The organism is Priestia sp. SIMBA_032 (assembly GCF_046535215.1).
Taxonomy (GTDB): Bacteria; Bacillota; Bacilli; order Bacillales; family Bacillaceae_H; genus Priestia; species Priestia aryabhattai.
The window spans coordinates 1-13889 of the sequence record NZ_JAWRXD010000003.1 but is presented as its reverse complement, the minus strand read 5'-3'; the positions used below and the strand labels follow the sequence as shown (position 1 = coordinate 13889).

The window sequence follows — 13889 nt, the reverse complement described above, 5'->3', positions numbered from 1 at the left end:
TCAATCAACTCCTAGTTTGGTTTACTAAAGCATGAACCACTTCTTCAAACGTGGAATACACGGTCCCATACTCAATTTTCGGTCGCCCAATCATAATAATATCTAAGCCTAACTCTTTAGCTGCTTCTACTTTTTCATCCACAGATCCAACTTTTCCGCTTTCTTTTGTGACCATAACCGTCACTCCGTATTGCTTATACAGCGCTCGATCAAACTCTTTTGTAAACGGCCCTTGAATAGCAATAATATTTTTTTGCGGAAAGCCTAATTGCTGGCACTTTTCCATATTATCCAGCCTTGGAAGCATACGAGCCACAAGCCGTACATCTGAAAGAGGAAGCAGCTTTTCTGTAAAAACCTGCAGCGTCTTGCTGCCTGTTGTCAGCATAATAACTCCTTTTTTCTCAGCTGCTACTTCTGCTGCTTCTTCATACGTAGAAACCATCGTCATATTATCATAGGCAAAAGCCTGCGAAGCCCGCTCATAGCGTATGTAAGGAAGTGCTGTTTCAGCAGCGGCGCCGATAGCATTTTTAGATGCTTCTTCCGCAAAGGGATGGCTTGCATCCACAATAGCTTTTACACAATGTTCGGTTACAAAATCCATCATATCTTCTTTTGTGAGGCGTCCAATTTTCACTTTCACTTCTGCCCGCTGTAATTCGATTGCTGCGTTTTCGGTTACAACCGTTGCCGTAACGTCATGACCTGCTTTTTTCACTTGAACGGCTAATGCACGTGCATCGCTAGTTCCGGCTAACAATAAAATCATTTTAGCCCGCCGACCTTATCTTCATGGTGGTCGTGCTCATGATGGTGATCGTGGTGATGGTGTCCGTGATCATGGTCATGATCGTGATGGTGGTGGTGATCAATATGCTCCATAATGCCTAGGCGATATTGACACGTATCGCAGTTCATTTTCACTTCACCTTCTAATCCTTCTTCAGCACGTTCTTTTAAAATTGTCTGCAGTTTTGGATGAAAACCGAAATAGCCGGCTAGCTTAAACTCGATGTTTTCATGCTGCATTTTATACTGCTTCACCATTTCTTCCAAACGCTTAATTAGTACTCCTGTAAATAAGAAATACGGGAGAATAACCACTTTTTTAGCGCCCAGTTTTAAACATCGCTCTACCCCTTCATCAATCAGTGGAGCAGTCACGCCCATAAAAGAAGTTTCAACGATTTTATAGTTTGTTTTTTCCCAAAGAAGACGCGTAATTTTATATAAATCACTGTTTGCATCAGGATCACTTCCTCCTCGCCCTAAGACAATAACAGCCGTGTCTTCAGCTGGAGTTTCTAAATTCTCTCCTGATTCTTGTAATCTCGTTTTTAAAATTTCAAGGGCTTCTTCATGAACGCCAATGGGACGTCCGTATACGAAGTTTACGTGTGGATACTTTTCCTTAGCCTCATCTATAGCCGCCGGAATATGTATTTTAGAGTGGCCGGCAGGCAAGAGCATAATTGGAATTACAACTACATCTTGTGCTCCTTTTGCCACACATGTATCAATGCCTTGACTTACATTTGGGCGTTCAAATTCTAGAAAACACGTTTCTACTAAAATAGATGCGTCCCAATCATGCTTCATAGTCGAAATAAATTCGCGAATTTGATCGTTCCCTTCAGGATCTCTGCTTCCATGACCGACAAATAAAACTGATTTCATATAATGCCCTCCTATTTTTTAATCTCCACACGGAGCTGGTTCTATTTTTATTTTTGGTGTTATATCTTGATAGTCGAATCCGTAAACGTTCTTCACACGCTTAAAAAATTTATGAAATCGCTCATTAGGATGACCTTTTTCTTTATACTCATGGACAATGTTTTCCACTATTTCAACAATGTCATCAGGTGCTATGCCTTCCGCCACGATTTGACCTGAATGCGCATTGCGTCCAACCGTTTTAGCTCCTAAAAATAAATCAAACGCACCTTTTCTATAGACAATGCCGATATCTTCTTGAACAGCACCGTAACAGGCCATACCGCATCCATTAATACCAAGCTTCAGCTCTTTTGGCATGTCCATTCCCCCGAGGCGTTTTTGTAATTCTTCCGTATGTGGAATAGCATCGCTTTTTTCTCCGTCACAAAAATCACACGCTTTGATTGTGAACACATCTCCGACCGGAGATAGTAAAAAGGAAGCTGCTTGGAGCTTTTTAATAATCACATCTGGCTGAGTCGTTGGAATTTGCAGTTTGATTTGATGGTCAGGTGTATACTCCATCGTACCGTTTTCACCAACAACGTCTGCTAGTGTTGTCATTTGAACAGGCGTAAATTTCTTATTTGCAAGTCCTGGACTAACCGCCACTTCGAAAATAGACTGTATTGGCTGATGTACGACCGCAGAAGTAGGTTCACCTAAAATTGCTTGAAGCGCTTCTTCTGCAAGGGCTCGTGAAGTTGCTGTTTCTTCTGGTTTGGTCTGAACAGCTTCAATAGCTGAAGCTGTTTGCTTTACAGTCTCTTCTTGATCGAGAGCCCATGGTTCCGCTTCTTTTCGAAGTCGCTGATGCGGTCTTAGCGGCTGCTCCGTTTGGTTGAGGGTATATTTCCGCTGATATCCGCGCGGTGTAATCATTAAATCGTCGTAAAAGAACGTAGATGAATTCCCGACAATAACGGTAGTCAGCATGCCAATTTCATGATTTAACATGTCTTTTAAGTTGGTCATTACGACTTCTTCACGGTCACGATAAGCACTTTTCACAAGACCAACAGGCGTATCAGGAGAACGGTACTTTAATAGAATTCTCTGCGCTTCAACAATTTGTCTTGTTCGTCTTCCGCTTTTTGGGTTGTAAAAAGCCACTACAAAATCTGCTTGTGCAGCTGCTTCGATTCTTTTTTCGATTAGTTCCCAAGGCGTAAGGTGGTCACTTAAACTAATTGTACAAGCATCATGCATCACGGGCGCTCCAAGGAGGGATGCGCATGAATTAATAGCCGAAATGCCAGGAATTACTTCCAGCTCTACGCCCGTTTCTTTTTTCCAGCCTTTTTCAATCAACACTTCATACACAAGGCCTGCCATTCCATATACTCCTGCATCTCCGCTTGAAATGACAGCCACGGTTTTTCCTGCTTCAGCTTGCTTTACAGCTTCTTGTGCACGGCTTACTTCTTCGGTCATTCCCGTACTAATAATTTGCTGATTCGTTAACAGTCCTTGAATTAATTCCACATAGGTTTTGTAACCGATAATCATATCACTTTCTTGAATGGCTTCTCTTGCTCGCTGTGTAATATGTTCAAAGCTTCCCGGCCCAAATCCGATAACTAATAGTTTACCTTTCATGCTAGCTCCTCCTTTATGCGTTACTTTTTACTTTGTCAATTCCTTCTATGGAGTCACTGTTTTCCGGAGAAACGAAACCATTTTGATCATATTCATAAATAAGCGATTCCTTTATACTGCAGCCTCCTGCTAAATGTTCTTCGACAATCCGGTGAGCCACGGTTTCAGTGACCTGCTTGTACCAATCTCCTGAAGGATACACAATAGCTACAGGAGCATCTTTACATCTTCCGTTACAGCGTGTACGCGTTGTATGAACCGTTTCATCCAAATCCAGTTCCGTCACTTTATTTCGAATAGCTTGGGTGGCTTCTTCTCCACCTTTTCTCATACAGCTGCTTCCATTACAAATCAATACGTGATGTTTTGTTCCATTTAAGTTCCAAGTCGTCACACTCATTCGCTCCTTTACTAAAAAAAAGCGCCTCTATCATTGATAGAGGCGCAGAAAAATTCAAACTAAGTTTTTGCACTTCCACCTATATCCCGTAGGGTAAGCTTCGCATTAGAAAAAGGCTGGTTTCCTGACTTCGATTCATCACTTGATTACGCCTTCCCGAATACAGTGGCATATGCAATCAGCTCATCTTCACAGTGGCGGGTACCGCGCTGGCTTCACACCAGACTTCCCATTTAACGCAATGTAAACATTGCGCACCTTTTTTGCACGATATGTAGTTTTGCGACATGAGAAAAACCCGCTTCGCTAATATGCGAGCGGGTGAAACGTCAGAATAAGAGTGTACACGAATGCCACTTTAAGCCAACGTTTCCCTTCCCGCTCCCCGGAGAAATAGAAACTTCACAATAAAGACAGGTCTCCTGACTTGTGTATCATTCTACTTGAGAACCTTCCCGTGATTTTTCCACAGTGGTTATACTCGTTCGTCCACACTTACAGTTGCGGGGGCAGTACTGGTCTTTCACCAGTTTCCCTATTAAGCCTTCTTGGCATCTTTACTGTTGCTGTTTGATATATATGAACCTTTTAAACTATCAGAATAATAGAAGTAACTACCATATCATAGCGTACATTTTTTTTTATTTCAACTCTATTCTTTTCGAAGGATACAAGCATCTATAAAAAAACAAGAGCATAAAGCCAGCTCTTGTTTTTTCATTATATAGCAACTAATGTTAAATGAGGATCGTTATAATACACGACTTCTGAAAGAACTTTACAGCCATTTGTTTTGGCAAAAGCTTCTCTCGCCTGCTTTTCAGTATCAAATTCAAACATTTTCATTTCTTTTCCAGCATATACCGTCAGTACCCACATGAAAAGATTCGCCTCCGATTATTGTAGTGATCGCTATATCCACATTATGACGAAACCATTTCCTTTTGAAAACCCATTCTACAAAACTTGTCACAAGAAACTTTTAAAAATTTAAAAACATTTTAACTTCTGTAAATGAACAAAATGTACAAAAGGTTTAAGCAGTATTGTACTTTTTTAAAAAGGTGCTTTTTTAACCAACTGTTGATTCACCAGTAAAAAATATATAGTATTTATAAAAAAAAGAAGCCGGACAGCCGGCTTCTTTTTTAAGAAAGGAAAGTACAGACATCGCAATCCCGTCCTGTTCTTTCCTTTGCATAAAAATACACTAATTAAATATTCCTTTCTTAAAGCAGAACCATGTTCGACTGCACATAGTAATAGAGAAGCTTATACGTATGATTCAATGAATCTCGATGCGTTCTCTCAAACGCATGAGAAGAATCAATTCCTGGACCAATTAAGCCGTGTACGATATCGTGTCCGGCACGAATAGCAGCAGAAGCATCTGATCCGTAAAACGGATAAATATCTAATTTGTACTGAACATCATGCTGCTTAGCTAGCTCCACCAAATGTTTTCTCAAACCGTAATGATATGGTCCGCTTGAATCTTTTACACAAATAGACACGGTGTATTCATCAGTAGATTGTCCATCTCCCATAGCACCCATATCAACCGCTAAGTATTCTACTGTTTGAGGCGTAATGTTCGAATTTCCTCCGTATCCAATTTCTTCATTATTTGAAATGAGAAAATGCGTAGTGTATGGCAGTTCGATCTGTTCTTCTTGAATTGTTTTCATGAGCTGAAGCAATAAAGCTACGCTTGCTTTATCATCGAGATGACGAGATTTAATAAAACCGCTTTTTGTTATTTCTACACGAGGATCAAACGAAACAAAGTCGCCGACTTCAATTCCAAGGCTGCGAACATCTTCTGCGCTATGTACTTTTTCATCCAATCGAATTTCTATATTTTCTTGATTCCGCTCAGCTTTCCCTGCATTTTTATACACATGCACAGATGTTTGATGCATAAGGATGGTTCCTGTAAATACTTCTCCTGATGAAGTTTCAATTTCACAATATTCTCCTTCAATAGAATTGTAGCGAAACCCTCCAATCAGGTCGATTTTCAGACGTCCACTCGGTTTGATTTCTTTTACCATAGCACCTAATGTATCGACATGAGCCGTCAGCATGCGGTGGTGATCTGTATCTTTACCGGGAATAGTAGCGACTAAGCCTCCTTTTCGATTACGATACGTTTGAATATTTAGCTCTTTTACATAGTCTTCGACAAATGAAATTACCTTTTCTGTATTTCCAGAAGGACTGGGAATCGAAACAAGCTTTTTAATTAACTGAACAGTTTCCGTCATTATGACACTTCCTTTGTCTCTCATTTCTTTTATTTTACCATATGTTTCAAAAAAGATAACAGGCAGCCCCAAACAAAAAAGCCGGGCAGCTGCCCGGCTTTTTTGTTTTAAGCTATGTTTGATTTCTTTAATTCGTTTGTGTAATTTAATGATTTTTGCTTATCAAATTCACCTTCAGACTTCGACATCACAATCGCAGCTAAAGCATTTCCTACTACGTTAACTGTGGTACGCATCATATCAAGAATGCGGTCAATTCCTGCAATAAATGCCATGCCTTCAAGAGGGAAGCCCATGGATTCAAGTGTAGCAAGTACAACTACAAACGATGCCCCTGGTACACCAGCCATTCCTTTTGACGTTAACATTAGCACAAGAAGGAGCTGAATTTGATCCATAATGGAAAGGTCGATGCCGTACATTTGAGCAATAAACAGCGATGCCAGCGCCTGATAAATGGTTGAACCATCTAAGTTAAACGTGTAGCCCGTTGGAATTACAAACGATGTAACCGACTTAGAACAACCGAAGTCTTCCATCTTTTTGATAAGAGAAGGTAAAACAGCTTCTGAACTTGCCGTTGTAAATGCAAGAAGCAGCTCGTCTTTTAACACTTTTATGAGCGTAAACATGCTTGTTCCAGCCATTTTAGCAATAATTCCAAGAACCACAAGCACAAAGAAAATCATGGTGAAGTAAACGGCGAACACTAATTTTCCTAATGGAATAAGTGATCCGACACCAAACTTTATAATATTAACACCAATAAGTGCAAATACACCTACTGGAGCAAATTTCATCACCAAATTAGTTACCCAAAACATTGCATCCAAGACGCCTTCAAAAAAGGCTAAAACAGGTTTTCCCCTCTCTCCAATCGAAGCTACGCCTACACCAAACAGTACGGAAAATAAAATGATTGGTAAAAGATCGCCTTCTGCTACCGATTGAAAGACGTTTGTCGGAACGATATGAAGAAGCTCTTGAGCAATCCCTGTACTTTCAGACGTTTTTGCCGTTGCCTCATATTGAGAAATATCGCTTTTTTCAATATGTCCCATATCAACCCCTGCACCAGGATGGAATAAGTTCGCGGCAATAATCCCCACTACAATCGCAATGGTTGTAACAATCTCAAAATAAAGAATTGTTTTTCCGCCAAGCTTACCTAATTTTTTGATATCGCCTACTCCTGCGACCGCTACGATTAATGCTGAAATCACGATCGGTACGACAATCATCTTAATTAAATGAATAAATATGTCTCCAACCGGCTGTAAAATAGAAATGGCCGTATCGCTTCCGTAAAAGATAGCACCTACAGCTACGCCTAAAATCAGTCCAATTAGAATCTGAGTTGCTAGACCTAACCTTTTCACTTTCTTGCTCCTTTCGCACAGTTGACTTTCATCCATCGAGCATATGCGGTTCAACGAACCGTGTATAAATATACATCCTTACAGCACCTTATGTAAACAGTTCTTTCCTAATAAGGATGTAAGGCCGCACATGCAAATTTTTAAAAGCCACGGTTCTGTTTTATCATATCAAATAATTGTTGTATACTGAGATTTTTTTGCTAAGTATTTTTCTATTTTTGCTATTTCAGCGAATAAATTAAAAAAATAAAATTTTATATTGAAATATGCATTTTAGGTTAGTATAATACGATACATGTTTATTTTTATTATTCGAATATAAAATTCTGAAAATTTTAATTATTCAACACGATAATAAAAAGCATTTATAATTTTGGAGGTTTTAACGTGTCAAACAAAGTTCCTTTTTCATTTATAGTGGTTATTGGCTTTATGCTTTTTGCCCTATTCTTCGGCGCAGGTAATTTAATCTTCCCTGCAATGTTAGGTCAGTCTGCCGGAAGCAATATTTGGTCAGCAAACGCTGGATTTTTAGTAACGGGTGTAGGTCTGCCTCTTCTAGGTGTTCTCGCATTTGGTTTTTCCGGAAAAGAGGATCTGCAGTCTTTAGCTAGTCGCGTACACCCAGCTTTTGGTATTATCTTTACTACGATTTTATACTTGGCAATCGGACCGCTTTTTGCGATGCCAAGAACGGGAAGCGTTTCGTTCGAAATTGGCGTTAAGCCTTTTTTATCAGAAAATTCAGGGCACCTTCCCCTTATCATTTTCACGGTAATTTTCTTTACTATTACCTGCTTTTTTTCGCTAAACCCTGCGAAAATTGTCGATTTAGTAGGGAAAGTTTTAACACCTATTAAATTAACGTTTATTGGAATATTGGTAGTTGTAGCCGTTGTGAACCCAATTGGAAAATTTGAAGCACCAAGCGAAGCTTATACAACACACGCATTTTTTAAAGGCTTCCAAGAAGGCTACTTAACAATGGATACACTAGCATCATTTGTTTTTGGAATTATTATTATTAATGCAATTAAAGAAAAAGGAGCAAAAACTAACCGACAAATTATCACAATTTGTGCAAAAGCTACGGCTATCGCTGCCGTTATTTTAGCTCTTATTTATAGTGCATTGTCCTATATGGGTGCTTCAAGCGTATCAGAGCTTGGACGTCTTGATAACGGAGGTACGGTTTTAGCTGAAGTATCAAATTACTACTTTGGCTCTTACGGTGGAATTCTTTTAGGTCTGATGATTACCGTTGCTTGTTTAACGACAAGTGTAGGTCTTGTAACATCTTGTTCATCTTTTTTCCATAAGCTGTTTCCAAGTGTTTCTTATAAGTTGATTGCTGTCATTTTATCAGCGTTCAGCGCCGTTGTAGCAAACTTTGGCTTAACGGAATTAATCGCTATTTCGGTTCCGGTCTTAACAGCTATTTATCCGTTAGCTATTGTGTTAATTGCTTTAACATTCTTACATCCTTTATTTAAAGGACGTTCTGAAGTTTACCAAGTAAGCCTTCTGTTCACGTTTATCGTTAGTTTATTTGATGGCTTAAATGCTGCTGGATTTAAAATTGCGGCAGTAAACGATTTGTTTACATCGATTCTACCTATGTATGGAGTGGGTCTCGGCTGGGTAGTTCCTGCTATTGTAGGAGGATTAATCGGTCTTGGCTTTACCTTCCTTCGTACAAATGATAATACGAACAGCAACACTTCAAGAAAATTGATTAAATAAAAAGAGGATGCGAGTGCATCCTCTTTTTATTATGGCGTCTTATGAGTAAGGAGTTTTTTTCTCCATTAACTTCACTTCTTCTTTTAACACACGTTTTTCGTATAGATATTTATCCGTTCGTTGAAAATGATATTTATCAGCTTTTTCTTTTTCAGACGTGGTCAAAAGCACTCGACGATCAGAAGCATCTGACACACCAAACGTTTCATTTTGATAAGTAGCATACGGAGCTACAAAAAACACTTCTTCAACAGCATCACGAGGAACTTCTTTTGTAAAAGTCGTGTCATTGTATGGAATGAATCCATTTGCTACATCGTCTTTATCATAGCTAATCAGCTTTATACACCCGTTTTCCGTTTCATAACATTCGTAATCTCGTTCATTATATGCTGCATATAAACCTTTTCGAATCACAAAAAACCAGTCCTTTACATTGGGTTAGCAACCGCTGGTACAAATCGTTTTTCTTCTGCCACATAGGTAGCCAAAAGTACTTCTTCCCCATTTACCACTTGGTATAGTTCCGCTCCATTTGCTGGTGGATAATAGTTATCAAATTTGAACTCTGGAACGGTTTCCCCGTTTCGAGACCCTGTAAACCCATTAAGCGTACATGGAGGTCCATCTGTTGTTTTCCCTCCGAACACAGTTCCGTAGGGAATATCAACGTGGCTTACCGCTTGCGATTTAAATTTGATTACACCGTACGTCGATCCTTCTTCAGGAAACGGCCTTTTGCCTGAACCATCTGTATAATCTAAACGTAAGCTTTCAACAAAATCTTTGTACGAAGTAATATCATGAACATCTTCAGCTTTAGCTACATACCCTCCTAGCGCTGTATAAGATCCATCTACATACTTTTCAATATCTTTAGCAGGGATCGTTTTTTGCAGTAGCGTATCTTTTGTAAGGGGCGAAACAGAGTCACGTATAGCCTTCATTACTTCTATTTCATGAGAAGTTAATGTTTTAACATCCTTTAATTTTAGTTCATTAAACTCCTTTTTTGTAAGATTAACGCGCTTCAGCACTTCATTAATTTTTTGATCAAAATCTTCTAAGCTTTCTAAATCTGAAGCCGTATAATGAGCATCAACTGTCCTTACATCTTTATGTACTTTTTTAACTTCATTTAATTCATACTGTTCTACTTCATCAGCCGTTTTAAACGTTTCAACGCTTGAAATGGTTTCGCCATTCGTATCAGCTACAACGTAACCGTCTTCAGCTTTTATCACATATCCGACTTCTCCGTTACCTAACGCAATTAAGTCTGACTGTTGAAAAGCGGCTTTCTCTTTTTCTTTTTGAAATTCTTTATCTGTCATTCCCTTAGTAACGAGAGCTTTAAGTTCTGATGTGTCTTTACTGTCTTTTTGATTTGCTTCTACTTTCTCAGCTGTAACTGATGAAGTTTCTGTATTAGATGGAGAATGAGTGACCGTCCCGATGACAAAAATAAGACCAAACACAATCCCTATGCCATACAAAAATTTGCTTGTTTTATGAGCTCTAAATAAAATTCCTAACACAATACAAACAATACCTGCAATTAAGCTATCTACTAATAATAGATGTCCCAACCAAACCCCTCCTCTTTAATTCTCGTTTATGTTAAAAAAATCCATAAAAGAAGTCAATACAATTAATGTAAATAAAGTTTTAAATAGGAATATGTTCATAATTATTACTAATTAATCCCTTTTAGTAGGTCTCAAAAATAAAACACACCATCTAAAATAGATGGTGTGTGAAGTATAGTAAGTAATTAAGAAATTTGTTTAAGTTCTGATGAGAGTTTTAAAAACTCTTCTTTATTTTTCATCAATAGCGTGCGGTCGATTTCTTCTTTTAGCTGTGCTTTACGAAATTCTGCAATCGCCTTGTCTAAAATCATCTCAGCGAATAATGCATCAAGCACCTTTCCGTTGGATTTTTGCGGTGAATTAAGTAAATTCTTTTTCATAAGAAATCAACTCCTTGGCTTTTTTATAATATAACACAAATATTCTGACTTTTCAATCATTTAAACCAAGTATTTTAAATCTATTTTTTTCACATAAAAAGGCCGCCCTTTTGTTATAAAGCGCGGCCTTTTATTACGAATCTGAGGCTTTTTCTTTTACTTCCGCATAGTAGTTTTCATATTCAATAAATTCAGGAGCTTGATGAGCTGCCATGATACCGTGGTAGCTGATATCTAAGCCCACTTCTTCTTCTTCTTCCGTAGATCGAAGCGGAACCACCAAAGAAATAACCTTTAACCCTATCCACGTCGTAACAAATCCCCAAGCGCATAGAGCGATTAACCCAAGAAGTTGAACTCCAAGTAACGTCCAGCCTCCTCCTGTAAACACACCGCCGTCTGTAGAAAACAAGCCCACAGCCAACGTACCCCATATTCCCGAAGCAGCGTGTACAGGAAAAGCTCCTACAGGATCGTCGATTTGACGTGCTTCGAGCCAGTTTGTAGCTGCCATCATTAATAAGCCAGATACAGCTCCAATAAAAATAGCAGATGGTGTGTTAACAAAAGCGCACCCGGCCGTAATGCCAACCAGTCCAGCAAGCGATCCATTTATTACAGAAGGTGCATCTGAACGGTTGTAGCGAAATAAAGTATAAAATAAAGTAGCTGCTCCGCCTGCTGCTGCTGATAACATTGTGACAATAGCAATGTGACCAATTCTAACGTCAGTGGCACTTAGCGTACTTCCTGCATTAAACCCGAACCATCCAAACCATAATAAAAAAGCACCCACTGATGCAAGCGGCAAATTGCTTGGAAGAGAAACAGAACTAATTCCATTTTTCGTGAACTTCCCTTTTCTCGGTCCAATCATTATTGCAGCTGCTAAAGCTGAAAAACCGCCAAGAGCATGGATAACTGCCGAACCGGCAAAATCAAGCATCCCTAACTTACTAATCCATCCGCCTCCCCAAATCCAGTGGCCGGCTATAGGATAAATAAATGTAGTCATCAAAATCGCATATAAAAGATATGCGCGGAAATTAATTCGTTCTGCCACCGCTCCAGAAACGATAGAAATGACCGCAATAACAAACGCACATTGAAACAGCCAAAACGTTTCAAGCCCAATTGGAATGTCAAGGTGCGATAAATTACCTGAGAGCGCAAAACCGCTTTTACCGACAACTCCACCTAAATCATCACCGTACATTAATCCAAAACCAATTAAATAGAAACAAAGCGTTCCTATTGTAATATCAGCGAATACTTTCATAATAATATTCACGCTATTTTTATAGCGGACAAAACCTGCCTCTAACAAGGCAAAGCCGCCTTCCATTAACAAAATCATCGCCGCTGTTAACACGACCCACGTTGTATTTATCCCTAAACTTAGTTCATTAACACTCATATCCCAACGCCTCCACTGCTTTTTAATCGTTTTATTTCTTGTACAATAGCAGGCGAAAGCGTAATTTCACTTGTTTCTTCATTTTCCGCTTTTATTAATTCAAGAACTTCATGAAGTTCTCGCATTTGTGCTTTAAGGTAATCAATTTTTTTAAAGCGTTCCTTTACGTATACCATATACTCGACCGCTTGATGCTGACTTAAAGGACGCCCGGTAAAAAATTTACGAAACGGTGATAGTGATTGATACCAAGCTTCTTCAGCACGTTTCTTCTCTTCGTATTTACTAATTTTCGTTTTTATATCTTCTATTTCTTGTGCTTTAGCTTCTTTTAACTTCATTATAAATTCAATTAATTTTAATTGAGGCAATGTAATGACCACATTATGATAAAGTTCATCCACTATAACCATGTTATATCTCCTTACATAAGATGTTATATTATGATTATATGTAGAACACTATAGTAAGTCAATGTAATTTTTTGAAAACTCTTTAAATAGTAAATGCGCCCTATCTTTTTAATACTTATAGAATATTAAGTTCGTATGTGTTGAAATATGACGTTAATTGTTTTATCGTAGGAGGAGGAATCATGTTAGTTCCCTATTTTAATTTTATTTACCTAGGCAATTATTCGCTTTATTTCTTATAAACTTTTATTAAACAAAGGGTTACGAGGTTCTTCACTTATTTTTTCAACGAAATGAGTTGATTTTATCTCGTATTAAAATTAAAATAGAATTATGTGCAAGATTTCACAACTTCACAATGTAGTTTGAAAGTCTAGCAGATAACTAGGAACTACATATGCAACAGTATCCAGCAAAGGAGGACTTTTCATGTCTCAATCAACTATTCAAAAATCAGCTGCAGAGGAAAATGCTGCTGTACAAACAGAAGCGGCAGTTAACAAAGGTCAAGCGGATGTGTTAGATCAATTGTTAAAGCCTGAAGTACAAGAAGCTCTTACTGTTCTTGTAGATAATTTACCAAAATTATCTGAAATGGTAACGGTGCTTACAAAAACTTACGACGTTGCGCAATCATTATTAACTGACGACGTATTAAAAGAAGATCTACTTGGTGGAGTAAAAGAATTTATCGAGCCAGTAGAAGGAACAGTAAAAGGTCTTGCAGCTACTGCAATCGAAGCAAACGATCGTGCAGAAGCAAATGCTTCTAATTCAATCGGTTTATTCGGTTTATTACGCATGCTTAAAGATCCACAAGCTCAAAAACTATTCCGCTTTGCACAAGCGTATTTAGACATTACAAACGAAAAACAAAAATAATTTTCATTAAAAAGTGTGGACGGAGGATCGACTATGTCAAAACATATTTTAATTTTAGGCGGCGGTTACGGTGGTTTATTAACTGCAATGACAGC

The 13889-nt window shown here is 38.5% G+C and carries 14 protein-coding genes and 2 riboswitches; of the genes, 2 read left to right on the top strand and 12 right to left on the bottom strand.

Annotated features, from left to right (window positions below; all coding sequences use genetic code 11):
* Positions 1-4: 4 nt before the first annotated feature.
* The 7 genes from cobK to SB717_RS10150 all read right to left on the bottom strand — a co-directional run bounded on the left by cobK (position 5) and on the right by SB717_RS10150 (position 7367).
* Positions 5-772 carry a precorrin-6A reductase gene (gene cobK / locus SB717_RS10180; RefSeq protein WP_410903652.1) on the bottom strand — a complete coding sequence of 256 codons (768 nt, stop codon included), beginning with the start codon at positions 770-772 and terminating at the stop codon, positions 5-7.
* Positions 769-1680, bottom strand: coding sequence for a sirohydrochlorin chelatase (locus tag SB717_RS10175; RefSeq protein WP_074680888.1), 912 nt, complete (start codon positions 1678-1680; stop codon positions 769-771). Before SB717_RS10175 ends, cobK begins: the two co-directional genes overlap by 4 nt.
* 18 nt (positions 1681-1698) lie before the next feature.
* Positions 1699-3321, bottom strand: coding sequence for a precorrin-3B C(17)-methyltransferase (cobJ, locus tag SB717_RS10170; RefSeq protein ID WP_074680886.1), 1623 nt, complete (start codon positions 3319-3321; stop codon positions 1699-1701).
* A 13-nt stretch (positions 3322-3334) separates the two neighbouring features.
* Positions 3335-3715 carry a (2Fe-2S) ferredoxin domain-containing protein gene (locus tag SB717_RS10165; RefSeq protein ID WP_016764370.1) on the bottom strand — a complete coding sequence of 127 codons (381 nt, stop codon included), beginning with the start codon at positions 3713-3715 and terminating at the stop codon, positions 3335-3337.
* A 103-nt stretch (positions 3716-3818) separates the two neighbouring features.
* A riboswitch (cobalamin riboswitch) is annotated at positions 3819-3998 on the bottom strand.
* Between the two features lie 118 nt (positions 3999-4116).
* A riboswitch (cobalamin riboswitch) is annotated at positions 4117-4295 on the bottom strand.
* A gap of 146 nt (positions 4296-4441) precedes the next feature.
* A complete protein-coding gene (locus SB717_RS10160) occupies positions 4442-4600 on the bottom strand; it encodes a hypothetical protein (protein WP_176547877.1) in 159 nt (52 codons plus the stop codon).
* Between the two features lie 350 nt (positions 4601-4950).
* On the bottom strand, positions 4951-5988 hold the full coding sequence (locus tag SB717_RS10155) for a M42 family metallopeptidase (protein WP_410903651.1): 1038 nt from the start codon (positions 5986-5988) through the stop codon (positions 4951-4953).
* A 107-nt stretch (positions 5989-6095) separates the two neighbouring features.
* Positions 6096-7367: a cation:dicarboxylate symporter family transporter gene (locus tag SB717_RS10150; protein WP_014459829.1), complete on the bottom strand. Its 1272-nt coding sequence runs from the start codon at positions 7365-7367 to the stop codon at positions 6096-6098.
* A gap of 387 nt (positions 7368-7754) precedes the next feature.
* Here SB717_RS10150 and brnQ point away from each other — a divergent pair, with 387 nt between their 5' ends.
* Positions 7755-9110: a branched-chain amino acid transport system II carrier protein gene (brnQ, locus tag SB717_RS10145; protein WP_074680882.1), complete on the top strand. Its 1356-nt coding sequence runs from the start codon at positions 7755-7757 to the stop codon at positions 9108-9110.
* A gap of 39 nt (positions 9111-9149) precedes the next feature.
* On the opposite strand, the gene SB717_RS10140 is transcribed toward brnQ, so the two are convergent.
* The 5 genes from SB717_RS10140 to SB717_RS10120 all read right to left on the bottom strand — a co-directional run bounded on the left by SB717_RS10140 (position 9150) and on the right by SB717_RS10120 (position 12912).
* Entirely contained in the window at positions 9150-9527 is a 378-nt protein-coding gene (locus SB717_RS10140) for a hypothetical protein (protein ID WP_074680879.1), read from the bottom strand.
* Between the two features lie 14 nt (positions 9528-9541).
* Complete coding sequence (locus tag SB717_RS10135) at positions 9542-10699, bottom strand: hypothetical protein (RefSeq protein ID WP_410903650.1); 1158 nt, start codon at positions 10697-10699, stop codon at positions 9542-9544.
* 185 nt (positions 10700-10884) lie between these two features.
* A complete protein-coding gene (locus tag SB717_RS10130) occupies positions 10885-11082 on the bottom strand; it encodes an IDEAL domain-containing protein (RefSeq protein ID WP_013057324.1) in 198 nt (65 codons plus the stop codon).
* A 133-nt stretch (positions 11083-11215) separates the two neighbouring features.
* Entirely contained in the window at positions 11216-12499 is a 1284-nt protein-coding gene (locus tag SB717_RS10125; protein ID WP_013083425.1) for an ammonium transporter, read from the bottom strand.
* Positions 12496-12912: a hypothetical protein gene (locus tag SB717_RS10120; protein ID WP_410903649.1), complete on the bottom strand. Its 417-nt coding sequence runs from the start codon at positions 12910-12912 to the stop codon at positions 12496-12498. The genes SB717_RS10125 and SB717_RS10120 overlap by 4 nt, the downstream gene beginning before the upstream one ends.
* Positions 12913-13341: 429 nt before the next feature.
* Here SB717_RS10120 and SB717_RS10115 point away from each other — a divergent pair, with 429 nt between their 5' ends.
* A complete protein-coding gene (locus SB717_RS10115; RefSeq protein WP_013057327.1) occupies positions 13342-13794 on the top strand; it encodes a DUF1641 domain-containing protein in 453 nt (150 codons plus the stop codon).
* Positions 13795-13889: the final 95 nt, after the last annotated feature.